The following is a 22,186-nucleotide window of genomic DNA, read 5'->3' on the forward strand; positions in this document are numbered from 1 at the left end:
GATTACCGGCGAGTACGCAGACAGCACTCTGCCCGCCCGCCCACCCCCGCGTCGAGGCCCCGGCCGTCACCCGGCCGCCCGGCTCAGGACGACCGGGCCGGGCCCGTGCTGTCCCGCTCGATCAGCCGCGGCACCGGCACCCGCACCGTGCGGGCCGGGCCACTGTCCAGCAGGGCGGTCAGCTCGGTCGCCGCCGTCCGGCCGAACTCCACGCTGTCCCGGGAGAGGGCGGACAGCCACGGCTTGACCATGCGGCACAGCGCCGAGTCCTCCCAGGCCACCACGGACACGTCGGCCGGCACCGAGAACCCCAGCTCGGCCGCGGCGGCGACCCCGGCGACGGCCATCACGTCGTTGTCGTAGATCAGTGCGGTCGGCGCGGCGGGGGCCTCCAGGACCCGGCGGGTGACGGCGGCGCCCTCCGCGTCGGAGTAGTCGGTGGTCACCGACTCGACCTCGGTGAGGCCCCGCCGCCCGGCCTCGGCCCGCAGCGCCCGGATCCGGCGCTCGGTGTGGGCGAGGCCGGGCAGACCGGCGATGTGCGCGATCCGCCGGTGGCCGAGCGCGTACAGCCCGTCCACCAGCGCGGCCATCGCGCCCGCGTCGTCCGCCCACACCGTCGACAGTCCCGGATGGCGTTCGTCCGGCGCGCCGCCGATCACCACGGCGGGCAGACCGAGTTCGTCGAGCAGGCCCGGGCGCGGATCGTCGGTACGCGGGTCGACCACCAGGACGCCGTCCACCCGGTGTTCGGCCCACCAGCGCCGGTAGACCGCGCACTCGTCCTCGACGTCCTGCGCCACCTGGAACAGCAGGCCGAGATGACGCTCGGCCAGCACCTCCTGGATGCCGGAGACGAGTTGCAGGAAGAAGGAGTCCACGCCCAGGGTGTGCGCGGGCCGGGCCAGTACGAAGCCGACGGTCGCCGCGCCCTCTCCGGACAGCGCCCGCGCCGCCGTGCTGGGCCGCCAGCCGAGCTGTTCGGCGACCCGGCGGACCCGGTCCCGGGTGATCTCGGAGACCCCCGGCCGGTCGTTCAGCGCGAACGAGACCGCGCTCTCGGATACCCCGGCCCGCCGCGCGATGTCCTTCATCGTCGGCCGGCGCGCGGCGGGCCGCTTGGCCGGCATGCGCGCTCCCTTCTTCGGAAGTGAACGAAAGCGCCCTCTGGGCACAGCAAGCTAAAGCGCTTGAGTGGAAAGATCCTAAAGCGCATTAGTCAAAGCTGGCAAGTGCCCCCGCGCACCACTCTGAGCTGGACTAATGTCGGCTCAATCGCATTAGTTCCCGTGAATCCATTGACTTTCCCCGAACGTGCCGTGCATGGTCGCTGCCATCCAGCCGCCGACGTCCTTCAGGAGACGTGTCACCGTGCCCACCTCGCGCAGAACATTCGCCGTCGCCGCCGTCGCCGCCCTCGTCCTCCCGCTCAGCGCCTGCGGTTCCGGAGGTGACGGCGGGGGCTCGACCGACGCCTCGGGCAAGGTCGAGGGCGACATCACCTTCCAGACCTGGAACCTGCGGGCCAACTTCAAGCCCTACTTCGAGGACCTGATCGCCGACTTCGAGAAGAAGTACCCGGGCACCGAGGTCAAGTGGGTCGACCAGCCCGGCGAGGGCTACGCCGACAAGATCAGCGCCGACGCCGCCGGCGGCACCCTGCCCGACGTCGTCAACGTCTCCCCGGACCTCGTCGCCCCGCTCGCCAAGGCGGGCCTCGCCCTCGACCTGGACAAGGCCGCCGGCCAGTACGAGAAGGAGTACCTGGAGGGCGCCTGGGCCAGCCACCGGATACCGGGCATGGAGGGCACGTACGCCTTCCCCTGGTACCTCAACACCGGCCCACTCTTCTACAACAAGTCCCTCTTCGAGAAGGCCGGACTCGACCCCGAGCAGCCGCCGAAGACGTACGACGAGGTCTTCGACGCCGCCCTGAAGATCGCCGACAAGACCGACGGCGAGGTCGCCACGCTCGCCAACGTCCCCACCATCGAGGACTTCGGCCGCTACGGCGTACCGCTGATGAACAAGGAGGGCACCGCCTTCACGTTCAACGACGCCAAGGGCGTCCAGCTCCTCACCCGGTACAAGGAGCTGTACGAGGCCAAGGCGCTCGACTCCCAGGCGCTGACCGCCACCCCCGAGTCCTCGGGCAAGAAGTTCCTCACCGGGGCCGTGGCGATGAACCCGGGCAGCGCGCTCGACCTCGCCAACTTCAAGAAGCAGGCGCCGAACCTGTACAAGAACATAGGCATCACCGACCAGATCACCAGCACCGGCCACGTCAACATGTACGTGATGGGCCTGATGGTGAACGCGCAGAGCCAGCGCAAGCCCGCCGCGGTGGCCTTCGCGCACTTCGTCACCGACGCGGCGCACCAGATGTCGTTCGCCAAGCAGGTCGCCATCTTCCCGAGCACCGCCGGTTCGCTGGACGACCCGTACTTCACCAAGGAGGACGGCACCGACGAGACCCGGGTCCGCGTCGCCGCCGCCAAGTCGCTGAAGGACGCGGTCAACTACACGCCGGTGCTGTTCAGCGAGCAGATGAAGACCGAGCTGCGCAACGAGGTCGCCAAGGCGCTCCAAGGCAAGCAGAGCCCCGAGGAGGCCCTGGACAACGCTGTCAAGGCGTGCGACCGGCTCCTCCAGCAGCAGGGCTGAGACGTCATGGCGAGTCCCACCGTCACCGGCACCCGGCCCACCCGCGAGGGCGGCACCCGGCGCGTGCGGCGCCAACTGCCCTCCAGCCCCTGGCTGTTCGCCGCCCCCGGACTGCTGATCACCGGCGCGTTCATCCTCTACCCGTTCGTCTCGACGCTCGTCAACTCGTTCACCGACCGCCGCACCCTGGTCCCGGGCGAGTTCGTGGGCCTCGCCAACTTCCGCGAGCTGCTCCACGACGACATGTTCTGGACCGGCCTGCGCAACAGCTCGCTGTACGTCCTCGGGGTCGTCCCCGCGCTCGTCCTGCTGCCGCTGCTGCTCGCCCTGCTGGTGCAGAAGAACATCCCCGGCATCACCTTCTTCCGCTCCGCCTTCTACACCCCGGTCGTCGCCTCGATCGTCGTCGTCGGGCTGATCTGGGTCTGGCTCCTCGACGAGCGCGGCCTGGTCAACTCCCTGCTGGAGACGGTCGGCGCCAGTCCCATCGGCTTCCTCAGCGACCAGTGGCTGATCCTGCTCAGCGCCATGGCCGTCACGGTCTGGAAGGGCCTCGGCTACTACATGATCATCTACCTGGCGGCGCTCGCCAACGTCCCGCGCGAACTGCACGAGGCCGCCGCCGTGGACGGCGCGGGCGCGGTCCGCCGGTTCCTCACCGTCACCGTGCCCGCCGTCCGCTCCACCATGGTCCTGGTCGCCGCCCTCTCCTCGGTCGCCGCCTTCAAGGTGTTCTCCGAGGTGTATCTGATGGCGGGCCCGAGCGGCGGCCCGGCCGGCGAGGACACCACCCTCGTCATGCTGGTGCAGCGCACCGGCACCGGCCTGACCGGCCGGGTCGGCTACGCCTCCGCCATCTCCGTCGTCGTCTTCGTCGTCACCGTCGCCCTGATGCTGCTCGTCCTGCGCGCCGACCGGAAGGAGGAGTCGTGAGCGTCCTGGAGAAGACCCGGCCCACGGAGAAGCCCCGGGCCACCGCGCGGGAACGGGAACCCCGGATCACCGACGAGCACGGCCGCCGCGTACGCGTCTGGGAACTCGTCCTGCGCTACCTGCTCCTGCTCGGCGTCCTCGCCCTGACCATCGGCCCGTTCCTGTGGCAGCTGTCGACCTCGCTGAAGGGCCCGACGGAGGACATCTTCAGCTCGCCGCCGAAGTTCCTGCCCTCCGATCCCACCCTGCACAACTACGAGCGGGTCGCCGACACCATCCCCGTCTGGGACTACGCGCTGAACTCGCTGAAGGTCGCCGCGGCCAACGTGGTGACCAACTGCGTCGGCGCCGCCCTCGCCGGTTACGCCCTGGCCCGGCTGCGCTACCGCGGCCGGCGCGTCGCCACCCTGGTGTTCATCCTGGCGATGCTCGTGCCGGTGGAGGGCATCATCATCGCCCAGTTCACCACCATGCGGGAGCTGGGCCTCAACAACACCCTGGTCGGCGTCCTGCTGCCCGGCTGTGTCAGCGCCCTGAACGTCCTGCTCATGCGGAACGCCTTCCTCAACCTCCCCTACGAGATCGAGGAGGCCGCCTACGTCGACGGCGCCAACGTCTGGCAGCGGTTCTGCCGGATCGCGCTGCCCTCGGTCAAGGGCACCCTCGCGGTCGTCGCGATCTTCGCCTTCATGGGCGCCTGGGACGACTTCCTGTGGCCGCTGATCGTGCTGAGCGACCCGTCCAAGTTCACCCTGACCATCGGCCTCAACTACCTGCACGGCACCTTCGCCAACGACGAACGCCTCGTCGCCGCCGGCACGATCATCGCCGTGGCGCCGCTGATCGCCCTCTTCGCCTGCCTCCAGCGGTACTTCTTCCGCGGCGTCGGCGAGGGCGCGGTCAAGGGCTGAGCCACGTACTTCTTCTCCACAAGGACACCGCATGCCCCCTGCCGTGCGCTTCGGCGTCAACTACACCCCGAGCGAAGGGTGGTTCCACCACTGGCTCGACTTCGACCTCGACTCGGTCCGTGCCGACCTGGACTCGGTCGCCGCGCTCGGCGTGGACCACGTCCGCGTCTTCCCGCTGTGGCCGTACTTCCAGCCCAACCGCTCCCTGATCCGCGAGCGCGCCGTCGGGCACCTGGTCGCGCTGGTCGACGCGGCCGGCGAACGCGGCCTCGACGTCAACGTGGACGGCCTCCAGGGCCATCTGAGCAGCTTCGACTACGTACCGGCCTGGACCCGCACCTGGCACCGCCGCAACCTCTTCACCGACCCCGAGGTCATCGACGGACAGGCCACCTACCTGCGCACCCTCGCCGCAGCCCTGGCCGGACGGCCCAACTTCCTCGGCATGACCCTCGGCAACGAGGTCAACCAGTTCTCCGCCGGACCCCACCCCGACCCGGACCGCGCCACCAGCGACCAGATCGACGCCTGGCTGGAGCGGATGCTCGCCGCCTGCGAGGAGGGCGCCCCCGGCCGGACGCACCTGCACGCCGAGTACGACGCCACCTGGTACCAGGACGACCAACCCTTCACCCCGGCCCAGGCCGCCCGGCGGGGCGCCGTGACCGCCGTGCACTCCTGGGTCTTCAACGGCACCGCCCAGCGCCACGGCCGCACCTCCGTGCCCAGCGAGCACCACGCCGCCTACCTGATCGAGCTGAGCAAGGCGTGGGCCGACGACCCCCGCCGCCCGGTCTGGCTCCAGGAGGTCGGCGCCCCCGCGCCCCTCGTCCCCGCCGAGCACGCCGCCGCCTTCACCGAGGCCACCGTCGCGAACGCCCTGGACTGCCCCGACCTGTGGGGCGTCACCTGGTGGTGCTCGCACGACGTGTCCCGGGAGCTGGCCGACTTCCCCGAGCTGGAGTACGGCCTCGGACTGCTCACCAACGACCGCCGCCCCAAGGACACGGCCCGGGTCCTGGCCCGCGCGGCGCTCGCGGCACGCGAGGGGACCCACCCCGCCCCCGCACCGCGCACCACCGCCCTCGCCGTCCCCGCCAACCCGGCGGCGCGCTCGGCCTGCGCCCCTGGCGGCCCGGTCTTCGACGCCTTCTTCCACCTGGTCGCCGACGGCGCCCGCCCCACCACCGTCCTGGACACCCGCGCCGCCGACGCCGGACACCTCGCGGCCCGCGGCATCACTGAGGTCGTCACGCCCGACCAGGTGTCGCCCACCCCGCACGGACTCCGCGTCCGCCAGGGAGGCGCCCGCCCGTGACCTCCGCACGGTTCGAACCACGCGCGGTGGGGGAGCTGTACACCACGTCCCAGCCCGCCACCGCGACCCACACCTGGTAACCCCCCACACTGCCCGCACCCGCCCCGTCAACCAGGAGCACCCCGCATGCATGACGACCGCAACCTGGTCGAAGCCCGCCTCAAGCGCGTCCTCGACGAGCGCGTCCGCCCGGCCCTCTACCCCGAGTCCGTGCCACTGGACGTGGCGGTGTGGCACGCGCCCGGCGAGCCCGTCCCGGTCGAGGAGGGACTCGCCGCCGAACCCGAGCCCATCCAGGTCGGCGCCCGCTGGGGCGCGCCCTGGGGCACCAGCTGGTTCCGCGTCACCGGCACCGTCCCGGAGGAATGGGCCGGGAAGACCGTCGAGGCGATCCTCGACCTCGGCTTCGACGAGAACATGCCCGGCTTCCAGTGCGAGGGCCTGGTCTACCGGCCCGACGGCACCCCGGTGAAGGGCCTCAACCCGCGCAACCAGTGGGTGCGGATCGGCGCCCCCGTCGAGGGCGGCGAGGAGGTGCGCCTGCACGTCGAGGCCGCCTCCAACCCCGTCATCCTCGACTACCACCCCTTCGTGCCCACCCGGCTCGGCGACAAGGACACCGCGGGCAGCGAGCCGCAGTACCAGCTCGTCCGCATGGACCTCGCCGTCCTCGACGAGACGGTGTGGAACCTGGTGCTCGACCTGGAGGTGGCCGGTGAGCTGATGGCCGAGCTGCCGGTCGACTCGCCGCGCCGCTGGGAGATCCTGCGCGCGATCGACAAGGCGCTGGACGCCATCGACCTCCAGGACGTCAACGGCACCGCCGCACAGGCCCGTTCCCGGCTCACCGAGGTCCTGGCGGCCCCCGCCGTCCCCTCCGCCCACCGGATCAGCGCCGTCGGCCACGCGCACATCGACTCGGCGTGGCTGTGGCCGCTGCGCGAGACCGTGCGCAAGGTCGCCCGCACCACCTCCAACATGACCGCCCTCCTGGAGGACGAGCCGGACTTCGTCTTCGCCATGTCCCAGGCCCAGCAGTGGGCGTGGGTGCGCGACCACCGGCCCGAGGTGTGGGCCCGGGTGAAGAAGGCCGTCGCCGACGGGCGGTTCGTACCGGCCGGCGGCATGTGGGTGGAGTCGGACACCAACATGCCCGGCTCCGAGGCGATGGCCCGGCAGTTCGTGCACGGCAAGCGGTTCTTCCTCGACGAGTTCGGCGTCGAGAACGACGAGGCGTGGCTGCCGGACACCTTCGGCTTCGCGGCCGGGCTGCCGCAGATCATCAAGGCGGCCGGCGCCAAGTACCTGCTGACGCAGAAGATCTCCTGGTCGCAGACGAACAAGTTCCCGCACCACACCTTCCGCTGGGAGGGCATCGACGGCACCCGGATCTTCACGCACTTCCCGCCCGTCGACACCTACAACTGCTCCATGAAGGGCAGCGAGATCGCGCACGCGGCCCGCAACTTCAAGGACAAGGGCGTCGCCCGGCACTCCCTCGCCCCGACCGGCTGGGGCGACGGCGGCGGCGGCACCACCCGCGAGATGATCGCCAAGGCGGCCCGCCTGCGCGACCTCGAAGGCTCGGCGACGGTCACCTGGGAGACCCCGCACGCCTTCTTCGAGAAGGCCGAGGCCGAGAACCCGCAGCCGCCCGTCTGGGTCGGCGAGCTGTACCTCGAACTGCACCGCGCGACCCTCACCAGCCAGGCCAAGACCAAGCAGGGCAACCGCCGCAGCGAACACCTCCTGCGGGAGGCCGAGCTGTGGGCGGCCACCGCGGCCGTGCGCGCCGGGTTCCCCTACCCGTACGACGACCTGGACCGCGTCTGGAAGACGGTCCTGCTGCACCAGTTCCACGACATCCTGCCCGGCTCCTCCATCGCCTGGGTGCACCGCGAGGCCCGCGCGACCTACGACCGCGTCGCCGACGAGCTGAACGCCGTCATCGACGCCGCCCAGCGCGCCCTGGCCGGGCAGGGCGACATCCCGCTGGTCTTCAACTCCGCCCCGCACACCCGGTCCGGCGTCCAGGCGGGTGCCGCCGCGGCCCCCGCCACCGAGGGCCGCACCGAGGTCACCCCCCGCCCCGAAGGCGGACACGTCCTGGACAACGGGCTGCTCCGGGTCGAGATCGACGGCCGGGGGCTGGTGGTGTCGGCGTACGACCTCGCCTCCGACCGCGAGACCATCGCGCCGGGCACCGCGGGCAACCTGCTCCAGCTGCACCCCGACTTCCCGAACATGTGGGACGCCTGGGACGTCGACGAGTTCTACCGCAACACGGTCACCGACCTCACCGACGTCGACGAGACCGCCCCCGGGGACGACGGCGCCTCGGTGCGGATCGTCCGCTCCTTCGGCTCCTCCCGCGTCACCCAGGTGCTGACGCTGGCACCAGGGGAGCGGCGGCTCGAGGTGGACACCGAGGTCGACTGGCACGAGACGGAGAAGTTCCTCAAGCTGGCCTTCCCGATCGACGTGCACGCCGAACGGTACGCGTCGGAGACCCAGTTCGGGCACTTCCACCGGCCGACCCACACCAACACCAGCTGGGAGGCGGCCAAGTTCGAGGCCTGCAACCACCGCTTCGTCCACCTGGCGGAGCCGGGCTGGGGCGTGGCCGTCGTCAACGACTCGACGTACGGCCACGACGTGACCCGCACCGTCCGCACCGACGGCGACGCCGGTACGACCACCACGGTCCGGGTCTCCCTGCTGCGCGCCCCGCGCTTCCCGGACCCCGAGACCGACCAGGGCGTGCACCGCTTCCGGCACGCGCTGGTGCCCGGCGCGGACATCGGCGACGCGGTGCGCGAGGGCTGGCGGATCAACCTGCCCGAGCGGCGGGTCACCGGCGCCGGGGAGGTCGCGCCGCTGGTGTCGGCCGACCGGGACGCGGTCGTGGTCACCGCCGTCAAGCTCGCCGACGACGGCAGCGGCGACGTCGTGGTCCGCTTCCACGAGGCGCACGGCGGCCGCGTCCGGGCCACCCTGACGGCCGGCTTCCCGGTCGCCGGGGTGCAGGTCACCGACCTCCTGGAGCGCCCGCTCGCCGGGGCGGAGGACGCGGTCGAGACCGACGGCGACCGGATCGCCGTACGGCTGCGTCCGTTCCAGTTGATGACCCTGCGGCTGAAGCGCGCCTAGCGGACCCCGCGGGTCCGGTCCGCCACCCGGTGGGCCGGGTCCGCGCCCCTACGGCCGCTCTGGCACCCGGCCCAGCCGTGTCGGCGGCAGGTACTCGCGCACATAGGTCCGTTCCCAGCACGCGCCCGTCTCCCGCAGCTCGCGCCACGTCGTGTACCGGTAGCGGAAGAGGCGGGCGCGCACGAAGCGGGGTGGCGCGTCCGGTGGGAACGGGGAGTGGCGCAGCAGCTTGAGGGTGGCCCGGTCGTTCTCCAGCAGCCGCTCCACGAACGTGCCGAACCACGACCCGGCGTACGAGGGCGACAGCGCGGCGAACCACATCAGCCAGTCGAGGCGCAGGTGGTAGGGCGCGAACTGACGCGGCCAGCGGCGTGGATCACCGGGTTTGCCCTTGAACTCGTACTCCCGCCAGTCGGAGTCCTCCCGGGCCACCTCGTCGGCGGTGCCCTCGACCACCACCTCGTAGCGGATCCGGCTGACGGTTCCGAAGGCGCCGTAGGTGTTGACCAGGTGCAGCGAGTCGAAGGAGCGGTTCATCACCTGGCGGCGGGAGATCATGTTGCGCACCGGCCGGTGGCTGAGGAACACCAGCAGCGCCGCCACCGCCAGGACCACCACCTCGTACCAGAGCGGCGCGGCCGCCACGGACGGCGTGTCGCCGGGGTACCGCACCACCGACAGGGCCAGCACGATGGTGATCCAGTTCAGCCAGGAGAAGTTGCCCGACAGCACCAGCCACAGCTGGGTCGCGATCATCAGCGCGGCGGCGGCCGTCGCGACGGGCTGCGGGGTGAACAGCAGGAAGGGCACCAGGAGCTGCGTGACGTGGTTCGCGGCCACCTCGACGCGGTGCACGGGCCGGGGGAGGTGGTGGAAGAACCAGCTCAGCGGGCCCGGCATCGGCTGGGTCTCGTGGTGGTGGTCCAGACAGGTCAGCTTGCGCCAGCACTCGTCGCCGCGCATCTTGATCAGCCCCGCCCCGAACTCGACCCGGAACAGCAGCCAGCGCAGCAGGAACAGCACGACGACCGGCGGCGCCACCTCGTCGTTGCCGAGGAACACGGCGACGAAACCGGTCTCGAGGAGCAGCGACTCCCAGCCGAACGAGTACCAGGTCTGCCCGACGTTGACGATCGACAGGTACAGGACCCACGGCACCAGCCACAGCAGCATCGCGCCCCACAGCGGCAGCAGCGAGTCCAGCCCCGCCACCAGGGCCGCCGACACCGCGCACCCGGCCCACGCGCAGCCCGCGAAGAAGCGGTCCGAGGAGCGCAGCTGGAACAGGCTCGGCGCCCGCTTGAACGGTACCCGTTCGACGAACCGGGACACGGGCAGCAGCCCGCGCTCCCCGATCAGCGCCCGGAACTGGAGGGCCGCCGTCAGGAACGCGACCAGATACACAGCGGCCAGGGCCCGCTGGAAGACCAGCCGGCTCAGCCAGTAGTCGGGTGCGGTGAACCACTCCACGGGGCGGGCTCCTCTCGTCCACGCTCCGTGTACCCCGCTCGGCCGGGGCCTGCCGCGGCCCCGGGCGGTGGACCAGGAGTCGAAGAATCGGGCGAATCCTGGCAAGGTGGGGTCCATGGCTGATCGGGGAGCGAGCGCCCTGTCAGTCCCGGACGACTGGCCCGCCCACCCGGACCCGATCCTGGCGCTCAACCGCATGGGCAGCTTCGACTGGGACCTGGACACGGGGCTGTTCCACATGGACGCCCAGGCCCACGAGGTGTTCGATGTGCGCCCGGACGAATACGACGGGCGCCCCGAAACCCTGGCCGTGCGCATTCCCGCGGCGGAGGGCAGCCGCCTGGACGCCATCGTCGCCCAGGCCATGAAGGACGGCAGCGAGAACTACGGCACGTACTTCCGCCTGCGCCGCCGCGACGGCACCCTGCGCTGGACCCGCACCCAGGGCTACATCCGCCGCGACGAGACCGGCCGCCCCCGCCGGATCATCGGCATCGTCCGGGACGCCACCCAGGAGATCGGCGACATCGAGGCCGGCCGCGAGCAGGCCGCGCAGGACGAGGCCCGTCGCCGATTGACCAACGTCGTCCAGCTCGCCACGGCCGCGCTCGCGCACGCCCGCACGGTGGACGAGGTCATCGAGGTCCTGCGGGACACCCACGGCCTCACCCGGCTCGGCGCCACCAGCCTGGTGATGGGCCTGGTCGAGGCGGGCCGCATCCGGCTGGTCGCCGACGGCCCCGAGGACAGCTTCGTCCCCGGCACCCGGGTCACCCGGATCGACGAGCCCTACCCGATGAGCGAGGCCGTACGGACCCTCAGCCCCCGCTTCATCGAGTCGCCGGAGGAGTTCGCGGAGCGCTACCCCCGGCTGTGGAAGGACATCACCCACCTCGACATCACCGCCGCCGCCTATCTGCCGCTGATCGCCCAGGGCCGGCCGATCGGCGCCATCGGGCTGCTCTACAGCGACCGGCATGGCTTCTCCGCGGAGGACCGCAACGTCCTGGTCGCGCTCGGCAGCGGTATAGCGCAGAGCCTCCAGCGGGCCATGCTCTACGAGCAGGAGATGGACCTCGCCGAGGGCCTCCAGCAGGCCATGCTGCCCCGCACCATCCCCAGCGTCCCCGGCTGCGACGTCGCAGTCCGCTACCGCGCCGCCTCCATCGGGGGCGCCCTGGGGCGGGACATCGGCGGCGACTGGTACGACCTGATCCCACTGCCCGGCGGGCGGGTCGGCGCCGTCATCGGCGACGTCCAGGGCCACGACACGCACGCCGCCTCCGTCATGGGCCAGCTGCGCATCGTGCTGCGCGCCTACGCCGCCGAGGGCCACCCGCCGGCCACCGTGATGGCACGGGCCTCCGTCTTCCTCCACGAACTCGACACCGACCGCTTCGCGACCTGCCTGTACACCGAGACCGACCTGGGCACCGGCGTGGTCCAGGTGGTCCGCGCCGGGCACATCGACCCCCTGCTGCGGTACGGCGACGGGACCTGCCGCCACATCCGCGTCGAGGGCGGGCTGCCGCTCGGCCTGTCCGCCGAGTTCGGGCGCCTCGCCTACCCCGTCGCCACCCTGGAGCTGGACCCGGGCAACACGCTGCTGCTGTGCACCGACGGGCTGGTCGAGCAGCCCGGCGCCGACCTCGACGAGGGGATGCACGTCCTCACCGCCCTGATCACCGCGGGCCCGCTGGACGTGCGGGACCTGGCCGACCGGCTCATCGACGTGGCCGACGAACGGCGCGGCGACGACGACGTGGCACTGCTCCTGCTGCGCCGCCACGGACTGGGCGCGCCCCGCACCTTCGGCCGGGTCCAGCAGCACGTGTCGCCGGGCGACCCCGAGGGCCTCACCGAGGCCCGGCACATGGTCCGCGCCGCGGTCCGGTCCTGGGGGGCCAAGGGGCAGAGCGACGAGATCGAACTGGTCGCCGACGAGCTGATGACCAACGCCCTCATGCACACCGAGGGCTCCGCGATCGTCACCCTGCGGCTGCTCACCGGGACCGACCGGCGGCTGCGGGTCGAGGTCGAGGACTCCTCCAGCGCCCTGCCGCGCCGCCGGGACGCCGGGGACGAGGGTGTCTCCGGGCGGGGGCTGCTCCTGGTCGACACGCTCGCCGACGTCTGGGGCGTGGAGGCGCGCGGCGGCGGCAAGTGCGTGTGGGCCGAGTTCATGGTGTCCCACCGCACGGCGCACGGGGCGGGCTGAATCCGCGGGCGTTGTCGGTCCCCGGTGGCACTCTTGACGTATGCCAGAACTGCCCGAGGTCGAGGCGCTCCGGGACTTCCTCACCGAGCACCTCGCCGGCCGCGAGATCGTCCGGGTCCTGCCCGTGGCGATCAGCGTCCTGAAGACGTACGACCCTCCGCTCACCGCCCTGGAGGGCCACCAGGTGGCCGCGGTGCGCCGCTACGGAAAGTTCCTCGACGTCGCGACCGACGGCGGCCCGCACCTGGTGACCCACCTGGCCCGGGCCGGCTGGCTGCACTGGAAGGACAGCCTCCCCAGCGGCATGCCCCGGCCCGGCAAGGGACCCCTCGCGCTGCGCGTCGCCCTGGAGACCGGCGCCGGCTTCGACCTGACGGAGGCGGGCACGCAGAAGCGGCTCGCGGTGTACGTCGTGGCCGACCCGCGGGAGGTGCCGGGCGTGGCCCGGCTCGGCCCCGACCCGCTCGCCGACGACTTCGACGAGGCCCGCCTCGCCGGGCTGCTCCGGGACGAGCGGCGGCAGCTCAAGGGCGCCCTGCGCGACCAGAGCCTGATCGCGGGCGTGGGCAACGCGTACAGCGACGAGATCCTGCACGCGGCGAAGATGTCCCCGTTCAAACTGGCCGCCTCGCTCACCGACGAGGAGACCGCGCGGCTGTACGCGGCCCTGCGCGACACGCTCACCGAGGCGGTCGACCGCTCCCGGGGCATCGCGGCCGGACGGCTGAAGGCCGAGAAGAAGAGCGGGCTGCGGGTGCACGGCCGCACCGGCGAGCCCTGCCCGGTGTGCGGCGACACCATCCGCGAGGTCTCCTTCAGCGACTCCTCGCTCCAGTACTGCCCGACCTGCCAGACCGGCGGCAAGCCGCTCGCGGACCGGAGGATGTCCCGGCTGCTGAAGTGACGGTCAGCCCGCGGGCAGCGTCACCAGGTGCTCCCCGTGCGCGGTCCGCACCTCGTAGCGGGCGATCTGGTCGGGGTGCAGGGCGGCCCCGCCGCGCATGGTGTTCGGCCGGTCGTCGTGCCCGGGGACGTTCCAGCTGGTGATCGTCTGCTCCGTGCCGTCGCGGCCGACGGCGACCAGCCGGCACGGCCGGGGCCCCGCCCCGTCCTTGACCTCCAGCATGACGTCGGTGCCCCAGACCTCGTCCTCGGCGGTGATCCGCGCCCACACCCCGGACCGCTCGTCGGTCGCGCTGAGCGGCACCGCCCGCTCGCCCTGGCTCGCGTAGAGCACGGCGCCGGGCGCGGCCACGGCGCACACGACCGCGGCGGCCACGGCGTACAGCACCCGCCTGCGGCCGGCCCGGTGACGCGTGGCCACCTCGGACAGCAGGCGGTCCAGGAGCCGCGGTCCGGGCCTGGTCAGGGGGTGGACGAGGCGCGGTGTCGCGCGTCGGTACAGCATCAACTGGCGGGTGGCGGGGCCGAATTCGGTCACCTGGGCCGCGCACCGGGGGCACTCCATGAGGTGGTCCTCGAAGCGGAACGCTTCCGCCTCGTCCAGCACGCCGAGCGCGTAGGCGCCGACGTCACGATGCCTTTCCAGGGACCTCATGCCGAATCCTCGTGCCGTTGGGTGCGGGTGGGGTTACTCCTTGCTCCCACCCGTACGCACCGGACGGCCGAATCACTCAAGCCACGGCAGAATCGCGGCCAAGGTGTTCGGAGCGGCCGGGGGCGTGGATTGGTCCGCCTCCGGAAAAGTTCACGGGCCGGTCCGGACGGCTAGAACAAGTGGATGGCGAGATGGCCGAGCGGCAGCCCCAGCTGCCAGGCCGGCGTCCACACCTTCGGCCCCTCGTCCTCGCCGGTCACCCCCGCACCGCCGGGCACCGCGTTCAGGTCCGGGGCGAGCAGTTCGGTGTCCTGGAGCCACCGCCAGGCCGCCCGGGCCAGCTCCAGGTCGGGCGAGTGCCGGCCGGCGGCGATCGCGTCGGCCGTCACCTCGGCGAGCCGTACCCGCACCCACTCGTGCCACGGCTGGTCGTAGGCCGTCAGCGACAGCCACGTCTCCAGGTGGGTGACGACCCGGATGCCGCTCAGCTCGTTCTCCGTGTCGGACAGGAAGACCGTCAGCGCCAGCGCGTCACGCCCGGCGCGGAACTCGAAGGACGTGGGCGGCATCAGGTCGCCGGTCCGCAGCAGCTCGTCGGCGATGTACTCGGCGTACAACCACGCCATGGGGACGGTCAGTTCGCCCCCACCGGTGCCGTCCGTGCTCTCTTGACCTCTGTGCAGCATCCCTTCCTGCCTTCCTCCGGTGCGTGCGCGTCGCCCGACCCGGGTCATGGGCCCCCGTCCGGAACACGGATGAGGACAGCCGATTACTCAACCGGGGTCCCAGGCAAGGCGCTTTACGGAGGTTTGACCATTCGGCCGGTTTCACCGCAGGTCGGCGGCGTAACCCGGTAGCACCCTGCGCAGGGCGCGCAACGCGTAGTACGCGCGGGACTTCACGGTACCGGGTGGGATGCCGAGGGCCGCGGCGGCTTCCGCCACACTGGCCCCCTGGAAATACACCAGCACCAGGACTTCACGGTGCTCCGGAGTGAGTGTCTTCACAGCCTCGCGCACATCGAGGGCCGCGGCGGCCCGTTCGGCGTGATCGGCGCAGACCCGCGCGTTCTCCAGTACGGCGTCGCCGACCTCGGCCGGGCGGGCCTGCCGGGCCCGGCGCGCGTCGATCGCGAGCCGCCGGGCCACGGTGAGCAGCCAGGGCCGTACGGAGTCGAAGTTCTCGGCGCGCAGCGCCTCGGGGTGCTGCCAGGCGCGGACCAGGGTCTCCTGCACCAGGTCCTCGGCGCGTTGCCGGTCGCCGTCGCTGAGCCGCAGCAGCAGCGCGAAGAGCGGCCGGCCGTGCTCGCGCTGCAGTGCGGCGAGCTCGTGCTCGGCGGTCGTCCCGTGCGTCCTGTCCGTCAGGGTGATTCCGGCCGTCATGGCCGTATGGCACCGCAGGGCGCCGCCCGGGGACAGGGCGCGCGCACGGGTGTGCGACGGACGGTCGATCGCGTCGATGAACGGTACGACGAACGGTCGGCGCGTCCGGTCCGGCCGGTCGCGCACCCCTTTCGCGCACGCCGGACGGGCTAATGGGCGTGTCGGAGCCGCCTGTGACGCCATGAGCCTCATTACCTGTTTGTAGGTAAATGTGACTATTCCTCGGTGTGTGCGACCTCAGCGGAGTGAACGGATGATCACACGCAGTCGTCAGGTGGCCCTGGCCCTGACCGCCCTCCTCACCGCGGGCGCGGCCTGCCAGGCCCGCGACCACGAACCGCCGAAGCGACCGGCGCCGGCCCCGTCCGCCGCGGACACCGGCGTCTTCACGCTGGTCGCCTCCGGCGATGTCCTGCCGCACGACACGATCATCGAGCGGGCCCGCTTCGACGCCGGCGGCACCGGCCACGACTTCGGTCCCATGCTGGCCGGCGCCCGGCCCGTCGTCTCGCGGGCCGACCTCGCCCTGTGCCACATGGAGACCGTGTACGGCGCGCACGGCGACTACAGCGGCTACCCCCTCTTCAAGTCCCCGCCCGAGGTGGCCAAGGCACTGGCCGCCACCGGCTACGACGGCTGCTCCACCGCCTCCAACCACAGCGTCGACGACGGCGCCGACGGCATCCGCCGGACCCTGGACGCCCTCGACCGGGCCGGGGTGCGGCACGCCGGGACGGCGCGCACCGAACCGGAGTCGCGCACCACCACGGTCCTGCGCGCGGGCCGCGCCGAGGTCGCCCACCTCGCCTACACCCTCCACACCAACGGCCACCCCCTGCCCGACGGGCAGCCCTGGGCGGTCGGCATGATCGACGAGGGGCGGATCATCGCCGACGCGCGGACCGCCCGGGAGGCCGGCGCGGACGTCGTCGTCGTGTCCATGCACTGGGGCACCGAGTGGCAGGACGAGCCCGACGGCGACCAGTTGGCCCTCGCCGAGAGCCTCACCGCGTCACGCACCGGCGACCGCCCCGACATCGACCTGATCCTCGGCACCCACGCCCACGTCCCGCAGGCGTACGAGAAGGTCAACGGCACCTGGGTGATCTACGGCATGGGCGACCAGATCGCCGGCGAGATGATCAACGACTCGGGCGCCCGCGATCCGCGCGGCAACCAGTCGACCATCGGCCGCTTCACCTTCGCCCCGCCCGCCCGGTCCGGCGAACGCTGGCGGGTGACGAAGGCGGAGTTCGTCCCGCAGCTGTTCGACGTCGACGCCGGCCGGGTGGTGAACCTCAACCAGGCGCTGGAGAAGGGCGCCGAGGTACGTGCCGTGCGCGACCGGATCCGCGACGTCGTCCTCGGCCGGGGCGCGGCCGAGGACGGGCTGGTGATGGGGAAGTAGCTCAGGAGCCGTCGACGTCGTCGAGGGCCGTACCGGCCTCCTGCACGCCCTCTAACGGCGCGCCAGTTCCGACTTCCGGTACGAGTAGGCGAAGTAGATCACCAGACCCAGCAGGAACCACACGGCGAACCGCGCCCAAGTCTGCCACTGCAGGAACGTGATCAGCCAGATCGAGAAGACGATGCCGACCGCCGGCACGAACGGCATCCACGGGGTGCGGAAGGTGCGCGGCAGGTCCGGCTGGCGGTAGCGCAGCACGATCACCGCCGCGCACACCACCACGAACGCCAGCAGGATGCCGATGTTGGTCAGCTCGGCCGCCTCGCCGATCGGCAGGAACCCGGCGATCGCGGCCGAGGCGACACCGACGATCCAGGTGACTCGGGTCGGCACGTGCCGCGTCGGGTGCGTCTTGGCGAACCACTTGGGCAGCAGACCGTCCCGCGACATGGAGAACCACACGCGGGTGACGCCCAGCATGAACGTGAACATCACGGTCAGGATGCCGATGATGGCGCCCACCGCGATGATGTCCGCCAGCCCGCCCAGACCCACCGACTTGAACGCCGTGGAGAAGCCGCTCTCCGGGTCGATCTCCTTGTAGTTCTGCATACCGGTGAGGACCAGGCAGGCCGCCACGTACAGCACCATCGAGATGACCAGGGAGTAGATGATCGCCTTCGGCATGTGCCGCTGGGCGTCCTTGGACTCCTCGGCCGCCGTCGACATGGCGTCGTACCCGAAGACCGCGAAGAACACCGTCGCCGCACCGGTGAACGCCCCGCCGACCCCGTACGGGAAGAACGGGTTGTAGTTCGAGGTGTTGATGTGGAAGACGCCGACCGCGATCACCAGCAGCACCACCAGCACCTTCAGTACCACCACGACCATCTCGAACCGGGCCGCGTTCTTGATGCCCAGGGTCAGCAGATAGGCGATCAGCAGGCAGAGCACGGCCGCGAACAGGTCGACCCGGTGGCCGTCACCGGTGCCGGGCGCGCCCAGCATCCAGTTCGGCAGGTCGGCGCCCATCTCGTTGACCAGGAAGCTGAAGTAGCCGGAGATGCCGATCGCGACCACCGCCACGATCGCCGTGTACTCCAGCAGCAGGTCCCAGCCGATGAACCAGCCCACCAGCTCCCCGAGGACGGCGTAGCCGTAGGTGTACGCGGAGCCCGCCTTCGGGATCAGCCCGGCGAACTCGGCGTACGACAGCGCGGCCGCCGCGCTCGCGACGCCCGCGATGAGGAAGGACACGAGGACGGCGGGACCCGCGGTGCCGTTGGCGACCGTGCCGGCCAGCGTGAAGATGCCGGCCCCGATGATGCCGCCCACGCCGATCGCGGTCAGCTGCCACAACCCCAGCGAGCGCTCCAGACCCCCGCCGCGCTCCGTCTCCTCGATGTGCTCGATGGGTTTGCGGCGGAGAACACCCTCACCCATGCGGAACCGGGCCACGCGCCTCACCTCTTTGTGAACGGCAAACGGCTGACGGTGGATCATGATGACTCACACACGTCCGCTACGGAAGCCGCGACGCACACCGCGTCCGAGGGTTCGCTACGGCACCACGGTCACCGGCCAGCGCCCCGCCTTCACCAGCCGCACCGCGACGGAGCCGACGAACCGGTGTCCCGCCTGCTCGGAGGCGCCCACCACCACCGCGTCCGCCTTCAGCTGGTCGGCCGTCGCCACCAGACCGTTGTAGGGGTCGCCGCGGAACGTGTGGAACTCCCAGCGGATGTCGAATATCCCCTTCACCCGCTCGGTCGCCTCCCGGATCTGGGCCACCAGGTCCTCGGCGATCTCGTCGGTGGTCTCCGCCACCGGCGCCCCGAGCGCCGCGCCCCCGGCCAGCATCGGCTGCACGTACACCACCGCGAGCAGCGCGCCCTGGCGCCGGGCCAGACCGCCGGCGTAGGCCGCGGCCCGGAGCGAGGAGTCGGAGCCGTCGACACCGATGACGATGACCTTCGGCCCGTCCGTGCCCCGTTCGAACTGATGGGAGTGGTGTTCCGTCACGCGGTGAGGCTATCGGAGTCGTTGATGATCTTGGGCCGGGCGGGTGGTTCCGTGCCGCCGCACCGGTGTTGCACAGGTGCGCCGGTCCGTGACCGGGCGAGTGATGAGTCATGAAGAAGGATCAGTTGCTCTCGCGCCGGGGGCTGCTCGCCGGCGCCGCGGCAGCGGCGGCGGCCGGTACCGCCGGCGCACTCGCCGCGGGCCTCGGAAACGGCCCCGCCCCGCCGGCCGCGCCCGCTCCCGGGCCCCCGCGGCGCGGCCCCCTCAAACCCTCCGCCTACCGCCTCCAGCCCCTGACCGGATACGGCGCGCCCGGCGCCGCACCCGGGCGGCCACCGGTCCGCAGCGAGCCGATCCTGCGCATGACGGGCCGGGGCCGCACCATGCTGCTCACCTTCGACGACGGACCCCACCCCGAGTACACGCCGGACATCCTGGACACCCTGGCCAAGTACGACGTGCGCGCCACGTTCTTCGTGTGCGGGGAGATGGCCGACTTCAACCGGGACCTGCTCGCCCGGATGGCCGACGAGGGGCACGTGGTCGGGAACCACACCTGGTCCCACCCGCTGCTGACCACGCTCTCCCGGCGCCGCGTCCGCTCCGAGATGGAGCGCACCAGCGAGGTGATCGACAAGGCCTACGGCGAGCCGCCCCGCTGGTTCCGGGCGCCGTACGGGGCGTGGAACCGCAACGCCTTCCGGCTCGGCGCCGAGCTGGGCATGGAACCGCTGGCCTGGACCGTGGACACCCTCGACTGGACCACCCCCGGCACCCGCACCATCGTCGACCGGGTCGAGGACGGCGCCGCCCCCGGCGTCGTGGTGCTCTCCCACGACGCCGGGGGCGACCGCTCACAGAGCGTCCGCGCCCTGCGGCGCTACCTGCCCGAGCTGCTGGACGACGGCTACCACCTCACCGTCCCCCGGCGGAGCCACGTCTGACCTCGCCGGGCCCGCCGGGCCGGGGCCGCTCAGCGGACCTCGACCAGGCGGGCGAAGGCGACGACGTTCCCGTCGTAGCCGTTCTGCTTGGAGAAACCGCCCCCACAGGTGATGACCCGCAGTTCGGGGCCGCCCTTCGAGGCGTAGACCCGGTCGCCTGGGAAGTTGTCCTTCTCGAACACCTCGATGCCGTAGATCTCGAACACCGCGGTCTTTCCGTCCTGGCGGTGCACCTCGACCTTGTTCCCCTTCTTCAGCGCCCCGAGTCCGTAGAAGACGGCGGGGCCCTGCTGGTTGTCGACGTGACCGACTACGACCGCGGTGCCCTTCTCCCCGGGAGAGACGGCGCCGGTGAACCAGCCGGCCAGGTTCGGGTCCTCGGGCGGCGGCGCGTCCACCCAGCCCTCCGCGTCCAGACCGACCGGCATGATCGGCGCGTCGACCTGGATGCCGGGGATCGCGACCCGGTCCGGCACCGAGTACGGCAGCGGCGCCACCCCCTTGGCCGCGCCGTCACCGGCCGCCACGCGGGTGTCCGAGGCTGCGGCGGACGCCGGCTGCGGCGGGCCCACGTCGAATTCCCCCGAGCCGTTCCGGATGAGCGCGAGGCCGGTCAGCAGAACAAGCGCTATGACGCCCCAGGGAGCGCGCCTCCTCCGCCGCTCCTCCTCTTCGGCCAACTCGGAGTCGTACATTCGCCATCCCCTCTCGACCCGGCCGTCGCCGGATCATCCGCGCATAGCAGCACGCTAAGCGCCGCGCGGGCGACCGGCGACGGGGCGGCGGCGAACGGGTGGCGGGCGCGTCCTCGCGTGAGCCATCCGGGACGCGGCCGGCAGGAAATTTCTGACGGTGTGTGACCTGCGGCGATATCCACTGGCGCGGTTGTGGCCCGGTACGCCCCTCACCAGTACGGACCATTCCCGAAATGCGGGCCCGCGCAAGGCAACTGAGGGTCTTTCTGGGAGGCGCTTTCTCGCCGATCGACCGGGAACGGGACCCGGGGCGTCTTCCGCGGAGGATCAGATGCGTAACACTCGTGCCCTCGCGGCAGCCGGCGCCGCGGTCGCTGTCCTCGGGCTGGCCGCCCCCACGGCCACCGCCGGCGGCGACCACAACCAGCCCCGCAACATCGTCGCCCTGCCCAGCGTCATCGCCCGCGGCGGTCAGATGACCGTCACGGTCGACGGCTGCCCGCAGGGCGGCACGATGACCTCGGACGCCTTCCGGACCACCCACCTGACCCCGGTCAGGGGAGCCAACGAGACGTCCCGGGGTACCGCCACCATCAGGGAGAACGCCCGCCCGGGCTCGTACGACATCACCGTCAACTGCTCGGGCAGGCGGCTCACCCGCCCGGCCGCCTTCACGGTCATCGGCGGTGTCCGCGGCGGCATCGGCGGCAGCAGCTCCGACGGGGCGACGTCGACGGACATCGCGATCGGCGGCGGGCTCGTCGCGGCGGCCGCCGCCGGCGGTGGCCTGTTCTGGCTGCGCCGCCGATCGGAGCGGCGCATCTGACGCCTTCTCCTCCGCCCCGTCCGCACGCGCACGGTGCTTCGCCCCGGACCCCATGGGTTCCGGGGCGAAGCACCGTGCGCGCGGGGGTCAGGCGCCGTCCTCGCCGGACCGGCGGCGCGAGAGGTGGTACGCGACGCCCACCGAGCCGACCACGAGCGCGGCACCGAGCCCGAGCTGCTTCATGTCGAGCCCGGCGATGCTGCCGCCCTCACCGGCGTGCACGCCCTTGGGGTGGTGGGACTCGGGCGTCCAGTGGTGCGAGCCGCCCGCGATGGTCAGGTCCACGGTGCCGGTCCTGTTCCTGCAGGCGAACGTCACCTGGTAGACCGCCCCGCGCCGGGCGTCGCGGTGCACCCGCGTCGTCGTCGAGTAGTCGTGCCGCGGGATGGTCACCGTGTCGAACACCGGCGACGTGACCGTGACCCGTCCGCGGCACCCGGCGTCGGTGCGGCCCACCCCCAGCGTGACCTCGTCACCGGGGGCGACGGTCGCCGGGGTGACGGTGAAGTCGAACGTCGAGTCGTGTCCGCCCACGGCGGCCCCGGCCGGTACGCAGGCGGAGAGGGCGGCGACCCCCAGCAGTGCGACCGAGGCGACGGGTATCGCGCGCATGGTGAATCCTCCGGGTCCCCGAGGAGCGGCGGCGGACCTGTTCCGCTCGCGCCAGAAACGCACCTCGATGTCCGA

The 22,186-nt window shown here is 71.9% G+C and carries 19 protein-coding genes; 10 read left to right on the forward strand and 9 right to left on the reverse strand.

The window, feature by feature from the left end; all coding sequences use genetic code 11:
• Nucleotides 1-83 precede the first annotated feature (83 nt).
• Entirely contained in the window at nucleotides 84-1,130 is a 1,047-nt protein-coding gene (locus ACFC1X_RS13220; RefSeq protein ID WP_376352282.1) for a LacI family DNA-binding transcriptional regulator, read from the reverse strand.
• Nucleotides 1,131-1,371: 241 nt separating this feature from the next.
• On the opposite strand from ACFC1X_RS13220, the gene ACFC1X_RS13225 reads away from it, so the two are divergent.
• The 5 genes from ACFC1X_RS13225 to ACFC1X_RS13245 all read left to right on the forward strand — a co-directional run bounded on the left by ACFC1X_RS13225 (nucleotide 1,372) and on the right by ACFC1X_RS13245 (nucleotide 8,976).
• Nucleotides 1,372-2,664: an ABC transporter substrate-binding protein gene (locus ACFC1X_RS13225; RefSeq protein ID WP_376352285.1), complete on the forward strand. Its 1,293-nt coding sequence runs from the start codon at nucleotides 1,372-1,374 to the stop codon at nucleotides 2,662-2,664.
• Between the two features lie 6 nt (nucleotides 2,665-2,670).
• Complete coding sequence (locus ACFC1X_RS13230) at nucleotides 2,671-3,597, forward strand: carbohydrate ABC transporter permease (RefSeq protein WP_376352287.1); 927 nt, start codon at nucleotides 2,671-2,673, stop codon at nucleotides 3,595-3,597.
• Nucleotides 3,594-4,508, forward strand: a complete 915-nt coding sequence (locus ACFC1X_RS13235) for a carbohydrate ABC transporter permease (RefSeq protein WP_125495639.1) — start codon at nucleotides 3,594-3,596, stop codon at nucleotides 4,506-4,508. Before ACFC1X_RS13230 ends, ACFC1X_RS13235 begins: the two co-directional genes overlap by 4 nt.
• Before the next feature lie 31 nt (nucleotides 4,509-4,539).
• Nucleotides 4,540-5,826, forward strand: coding sequence for a glycosyl hydrolase (locus ACFC1X_RS13240; protein WP_376352291.1), 1,287 nt, complete (start codon nucleotides 4,540-4,542; stop codon nucleotides 5,824-5,826).
• Between the two features lie 126 nt (nucleotides 5,827-5,952).
• Complete coding sequence (locus ACFC1X_RS13245; RefSeq protein WP_376352293.1) at nucleotides 5,953-8,976, forward strand: alpha-mannosidase; 3,024 nt, start codon at nucleotides 5,953-5,955, stop codon at nucleotides 8,974-8,976.
• A 48-nt stretch (nucleotides 8,977-9,024) separates the two neighbouring features.
• Here the strand turns inward: ACFC1X_RS13245 and ACFC1X_RS13250 are convergent, their stop codons facing one another.
• Entirely contained in the window at nucleotides 9,025-10,446 is a 1,422-nt protein-coding gene (locus ACFC1X_RS13250) for a lipase maturation factor family protein (RefSeq protein WP_376352296.1), read from the reverse strand.
• Nucleotides 10,447-10,561: 115 nt separating this feature from the next.
• On the opposite strand from ACFC1X_RS13250, the gene ACFC1X_RS13255 reads away from it, so the two are divergent.
• Together ACFC1X_RS13255 and ACFC1X_RS13260 are read left to right on the forward strand one after the other, a co-directional pair.
• Nucleotides 10,562-12,664, forward strand: a complete 2,103-nt coding sequence (locus tag ACFC1X_RS13255) for a SpoIIE family protein phosphatase (protein WP_376352299.1) — start codon at nucleotides 10,562-10,564, stop codon at nucleotides 12,662-12,664.
• Nucleotides 12,665-12,704: 40 nt separating this feature from the next.
• Nucleotides 12,705-13,568 carry an Fpg/Nei family DNA glycosylase gene (locus ACFC1X_RS13260; RefSeq protein ID WP_376352302.1) on the forward strand — a complete coding sequence of 288 codons (864 nt, stop codon included), beginning with the start codon at nucleotides 12,705-12,707 and terminating at the stop codon, nucleotides 13,566-13,568.
• A gap of 3 nt (nucleotides 13,569-13,571) precedes the next feature.
• On the opposite strand, the gene ACFC1X_RS13265 is transcribed toward ACFC1X_RS13260, so the two are convergent.
• The 3 genes from ACFC1X_RS13265 to ACFC1X_RS13275 all read right to left on the reverse strand — a co-directional run bounded on the left by ACFC1X_RS13265 (nucleotide 13,572) and on the right by ACFC1X_RS13275 (nucleotide 15,604).
• The gene (locus ACFC1X_RS13265; RefSeq protein ID WP_376352305.1) at nucleotides 13,572-14,222 is read right to left on the reverse strand and encodes a zf-HC2 domain-containing protein; all 651 of its coding nucleotides are present in this window, start codon (nucleotides 14,220-14,222) and stop codon (nucleotides 13,572-13,574) included.
• Nucleotides 14,223-14,392: 170 nt separating this feature from the next.
• Complete coding sequence (locus ACFC1X_RS13270; RefSeq protein WP_376352308.1) at nucleotides 14,393-14,908, reverse strand: hypothetical protein; 516 nt, start codon at nucleotides 14,906-14,908, stop codon at nucleotides 14,393-14,395.
• Between the two features lie 141 nt (nucleotides 14,909-15,049).
• Nucleotides 15,050-15,604 carry a sigma-70 family RNA polymerase sigma factor gene (locus ACFC1X_RS13275; RefSeq protein ID WP_161331174.1) on the reverse strand — a complete coding sequence of 185 codons (555 nt, stop codon included), beginning with the start codon at nucleotides 15,602-15,604 and terminating at the stop codon, nucleotides 15,050-15,052.
• Between the two features lie 253 nt (nucleotides 15,605-15,857).
• On the opposite strand from ACFC1X_RS13275, the gene ACFC1X_RS13280 reads away from it, so the two are divergent.
• Nucleotides 15,858-17,012, forward strand: a complete 1,155-nt coding sequence (locus ACFC1X_RS13280; protein ID WP_376352311.1) for a CapA family protein — start codon at nucleotides 15,858-15,860, stop codon at nucleotides 17,010-17,012.
• A gap of 51 nt (nucleotides 17,013-17,063) precedes the next feature.
• Here ACFC1X_RS13280 and ACFC1X_RS13285 read toward each other — a convergent pair whose 3' ends face one another.
• Nucleotides 17,064-18,470: an amino acid permease gene (locus ACFC1X_RS13285; RefSeq protein ID WP_376352313.1), complete on the reverse strand. Its 1,407-nt coding sequence runs from the start codon at nucleotides 18,468-18,470 to the stop codon at nucleotides 17,064-17,066.
• A 102-nt stretch (nucleotides 18,471-18,572) separates the two neighbouring features.
• Nucleotides 18,573-19,034 (reverse strand): universal stress protein, encoded by a 462-nt coding sequence (locus tag ACFC1X_RS13290; RefSeq protein ID WP_376352316.1) that lies wholly within the window; start codon nucleotides 19,032-19,034, stop codon nucleotides 18,573-18,575.
• A gap of 110 nt (nucleotides 19,035-19,144) precedes the next feature.
• Between ACFC1X_RS13290 and ACFC1X_RS13295 the strand changes: the two genes are divergently transcribed.
• On the forward strand, nucleotides 19,145-19,978 hold the full coding sequence (locus ACFC1X_RS13295; protein WP_376352319.1) for a polysaccharide deacetylase family protein: 834 nt from the start codon (nucleotides 19,145-19,147) through the stop codon (nucleotides 19,976-19,978).
• A gap of 29 nt (nucleotides 19,979-20,007) precedes the next feature.
• Here the strand turns inward: ACFC1X_RS13295 and ACFC1X_RS13300 are convergent, their stop codons facing one another.
• Nucleotides 20,008-20,673, reverse strand: a complete 666-nt coding sequence (locus tag ACFC1X_RS13300) for a class F sortase (RefSeq protein WP_376352322.1) — start codon at nucleotides 20,671-20,673, stop codon at nucleotides 20,008-20,010.
• Between the two features lie 331 nt (nucleotides 20,674-21,004).
• On the opposite strand from ACFC1X_RS13300, the gene ACFC1X_RS13305 reads away from it, so the two are divergent.
• The gene (locus ACFC1X_RS13305; protein ID WP_376352325.1) at nucleotides 21,005-21,499 is read left to right on the forward strand and encodes a hypothetical protein; all 495 of its coding nucleotides are present in this window, start codon (nucleotides 21,005-21,007) and stop codon (nucleotides 21,497-21,499) included.
• 87 nt (nucleotides 21,500-21,586) lie between these two features.
• On the opposite strand, the gene ACFC1X_RS13310 is transcribed toward ACFC1X_RS13305, so the two are convergent.
• Entirely contained in the window at nucleotides 21,587-22,111 is a 525-nt protein-coding gene (locus ACFC1X_RS13310) for a hypothetical protein (protein WP_376352327.1), read from the reverse strand.
• Nucleotides 22,112-22,186 lie beyond the last annotated feature (75 nt).

It is taken from the genome of Streptomyces sp. NPDC056128, from assembly GCF_042263835.1.
In the GTDB taxonomy this organism is placed as follows: domain Bacteria; phylum Actinomycetota; class Actinomycetes; order Streptomycetales; family Streptomycetaceae; genus Streptomyces.

Bases quoted from the DNA above. Each gene is read 5' to 3' on its own strand.
- ACFC1X_RS13220 (WP_376352282.1), bottom strand. From the start codon at position 1,130: ATGCCGGCCAAGCGGCCCGCCGCGCGCCGGCCGACGATGAAGGACATC.
- ACFC1X_RS13230 (WP_376352287.1), top strand. From the start codon at position 2,671: ATGGCGAGTCCCACCGTCACCGGCACCCGGCCCACCCGCGAGGGCGGC.
- ACFC1X_RS13240 (WP_376352291.1), top strand. From the start codon at position 4,540: ATGCCCCCTGCCGTGCGCTTCGGCGTCAACTACACCCCGAGCGAAGGG.
- ACFC1X_RS13245 (WP_376352293.1), top strand. From the start codon at position 5,953: ATGCATGACGACCGCAACCTGGTCGAAGCCCGCCTCAAGCGCGTCCTC.
- ACFC1X_RS13255 (WP_376352299.1), top strand. From the start codon at position 10,562: ATGGCTGATCGGGGAGCGAGCGCCCTGTCAGTCCCGGACGACTGGCCC.
- ACFC1X_RS13260 (WP_376352302.1), top strand. From the start codon at position 12,705: ATGCCAGAACTGCCCGAGGTCGAGGCGCTCCGGGACTTCCTCACCGAG.
- ACFC1X_RS13265 (WP_376352305.1), bottom strand. From the start codon at position 14,222: ATGAGGTCCCTGGAAAGGCATCGTGACGTCGGCGCCTACGCGCTCGGC.
- ACFC1X_RS13270 (WP_376352308.1), bottom strand. From the start codon at position 14,908: ATGCTGCACAGAGGTCAAGAGAGCACGGACGGCACCGGTGGGGGCGAA.
- ACFC1X_RS13275 (WP_161331174.1), bottom strand. From the start codon at position 15,604: ATGACGGCCGGAATCACCCTGACGGACAGGACGCACGGGACGACCGCC.
- ACFC1X_RS13280 (WP_376352311.1), top strand. From the start codon at position 15,858: ATGATCACACGCAGTCGTCAGGTGGCCCTGGCCCTGACCGCCCTCCTC.
- ACFC1X_RS13295 (WP_376352319.1), top strand. From the start codon at position 19,145: ATGAAGAAGGATCAGTTGCTCTCGCGCCGGGGGCTGCTCGCCGGCGCC.
- ACFC1X_RS13300 (WP_376352322.1), bottom strand. From the start codon at position 20,673: ATGTACGACTCCGAGTTGGCCGAAGAGGAGGAGCGGCGGAGGAGGCGC.
- ACFC1X_RS13305 (WP_376352325.1), top strand. From the start codon at position 21,005: ATGCGTAACACTCGTGCCCTCGCGGCAGCCGGCGCCGCGGTCGCTGTC.
- ACFC1X_RS13310 (WP_376352327.1), bottom strand. From the start codon at position 22,111: ATGCGCGCGATACCCGTCGCCTCGGTCGCACTGCTGGGGGTCGCCGCC.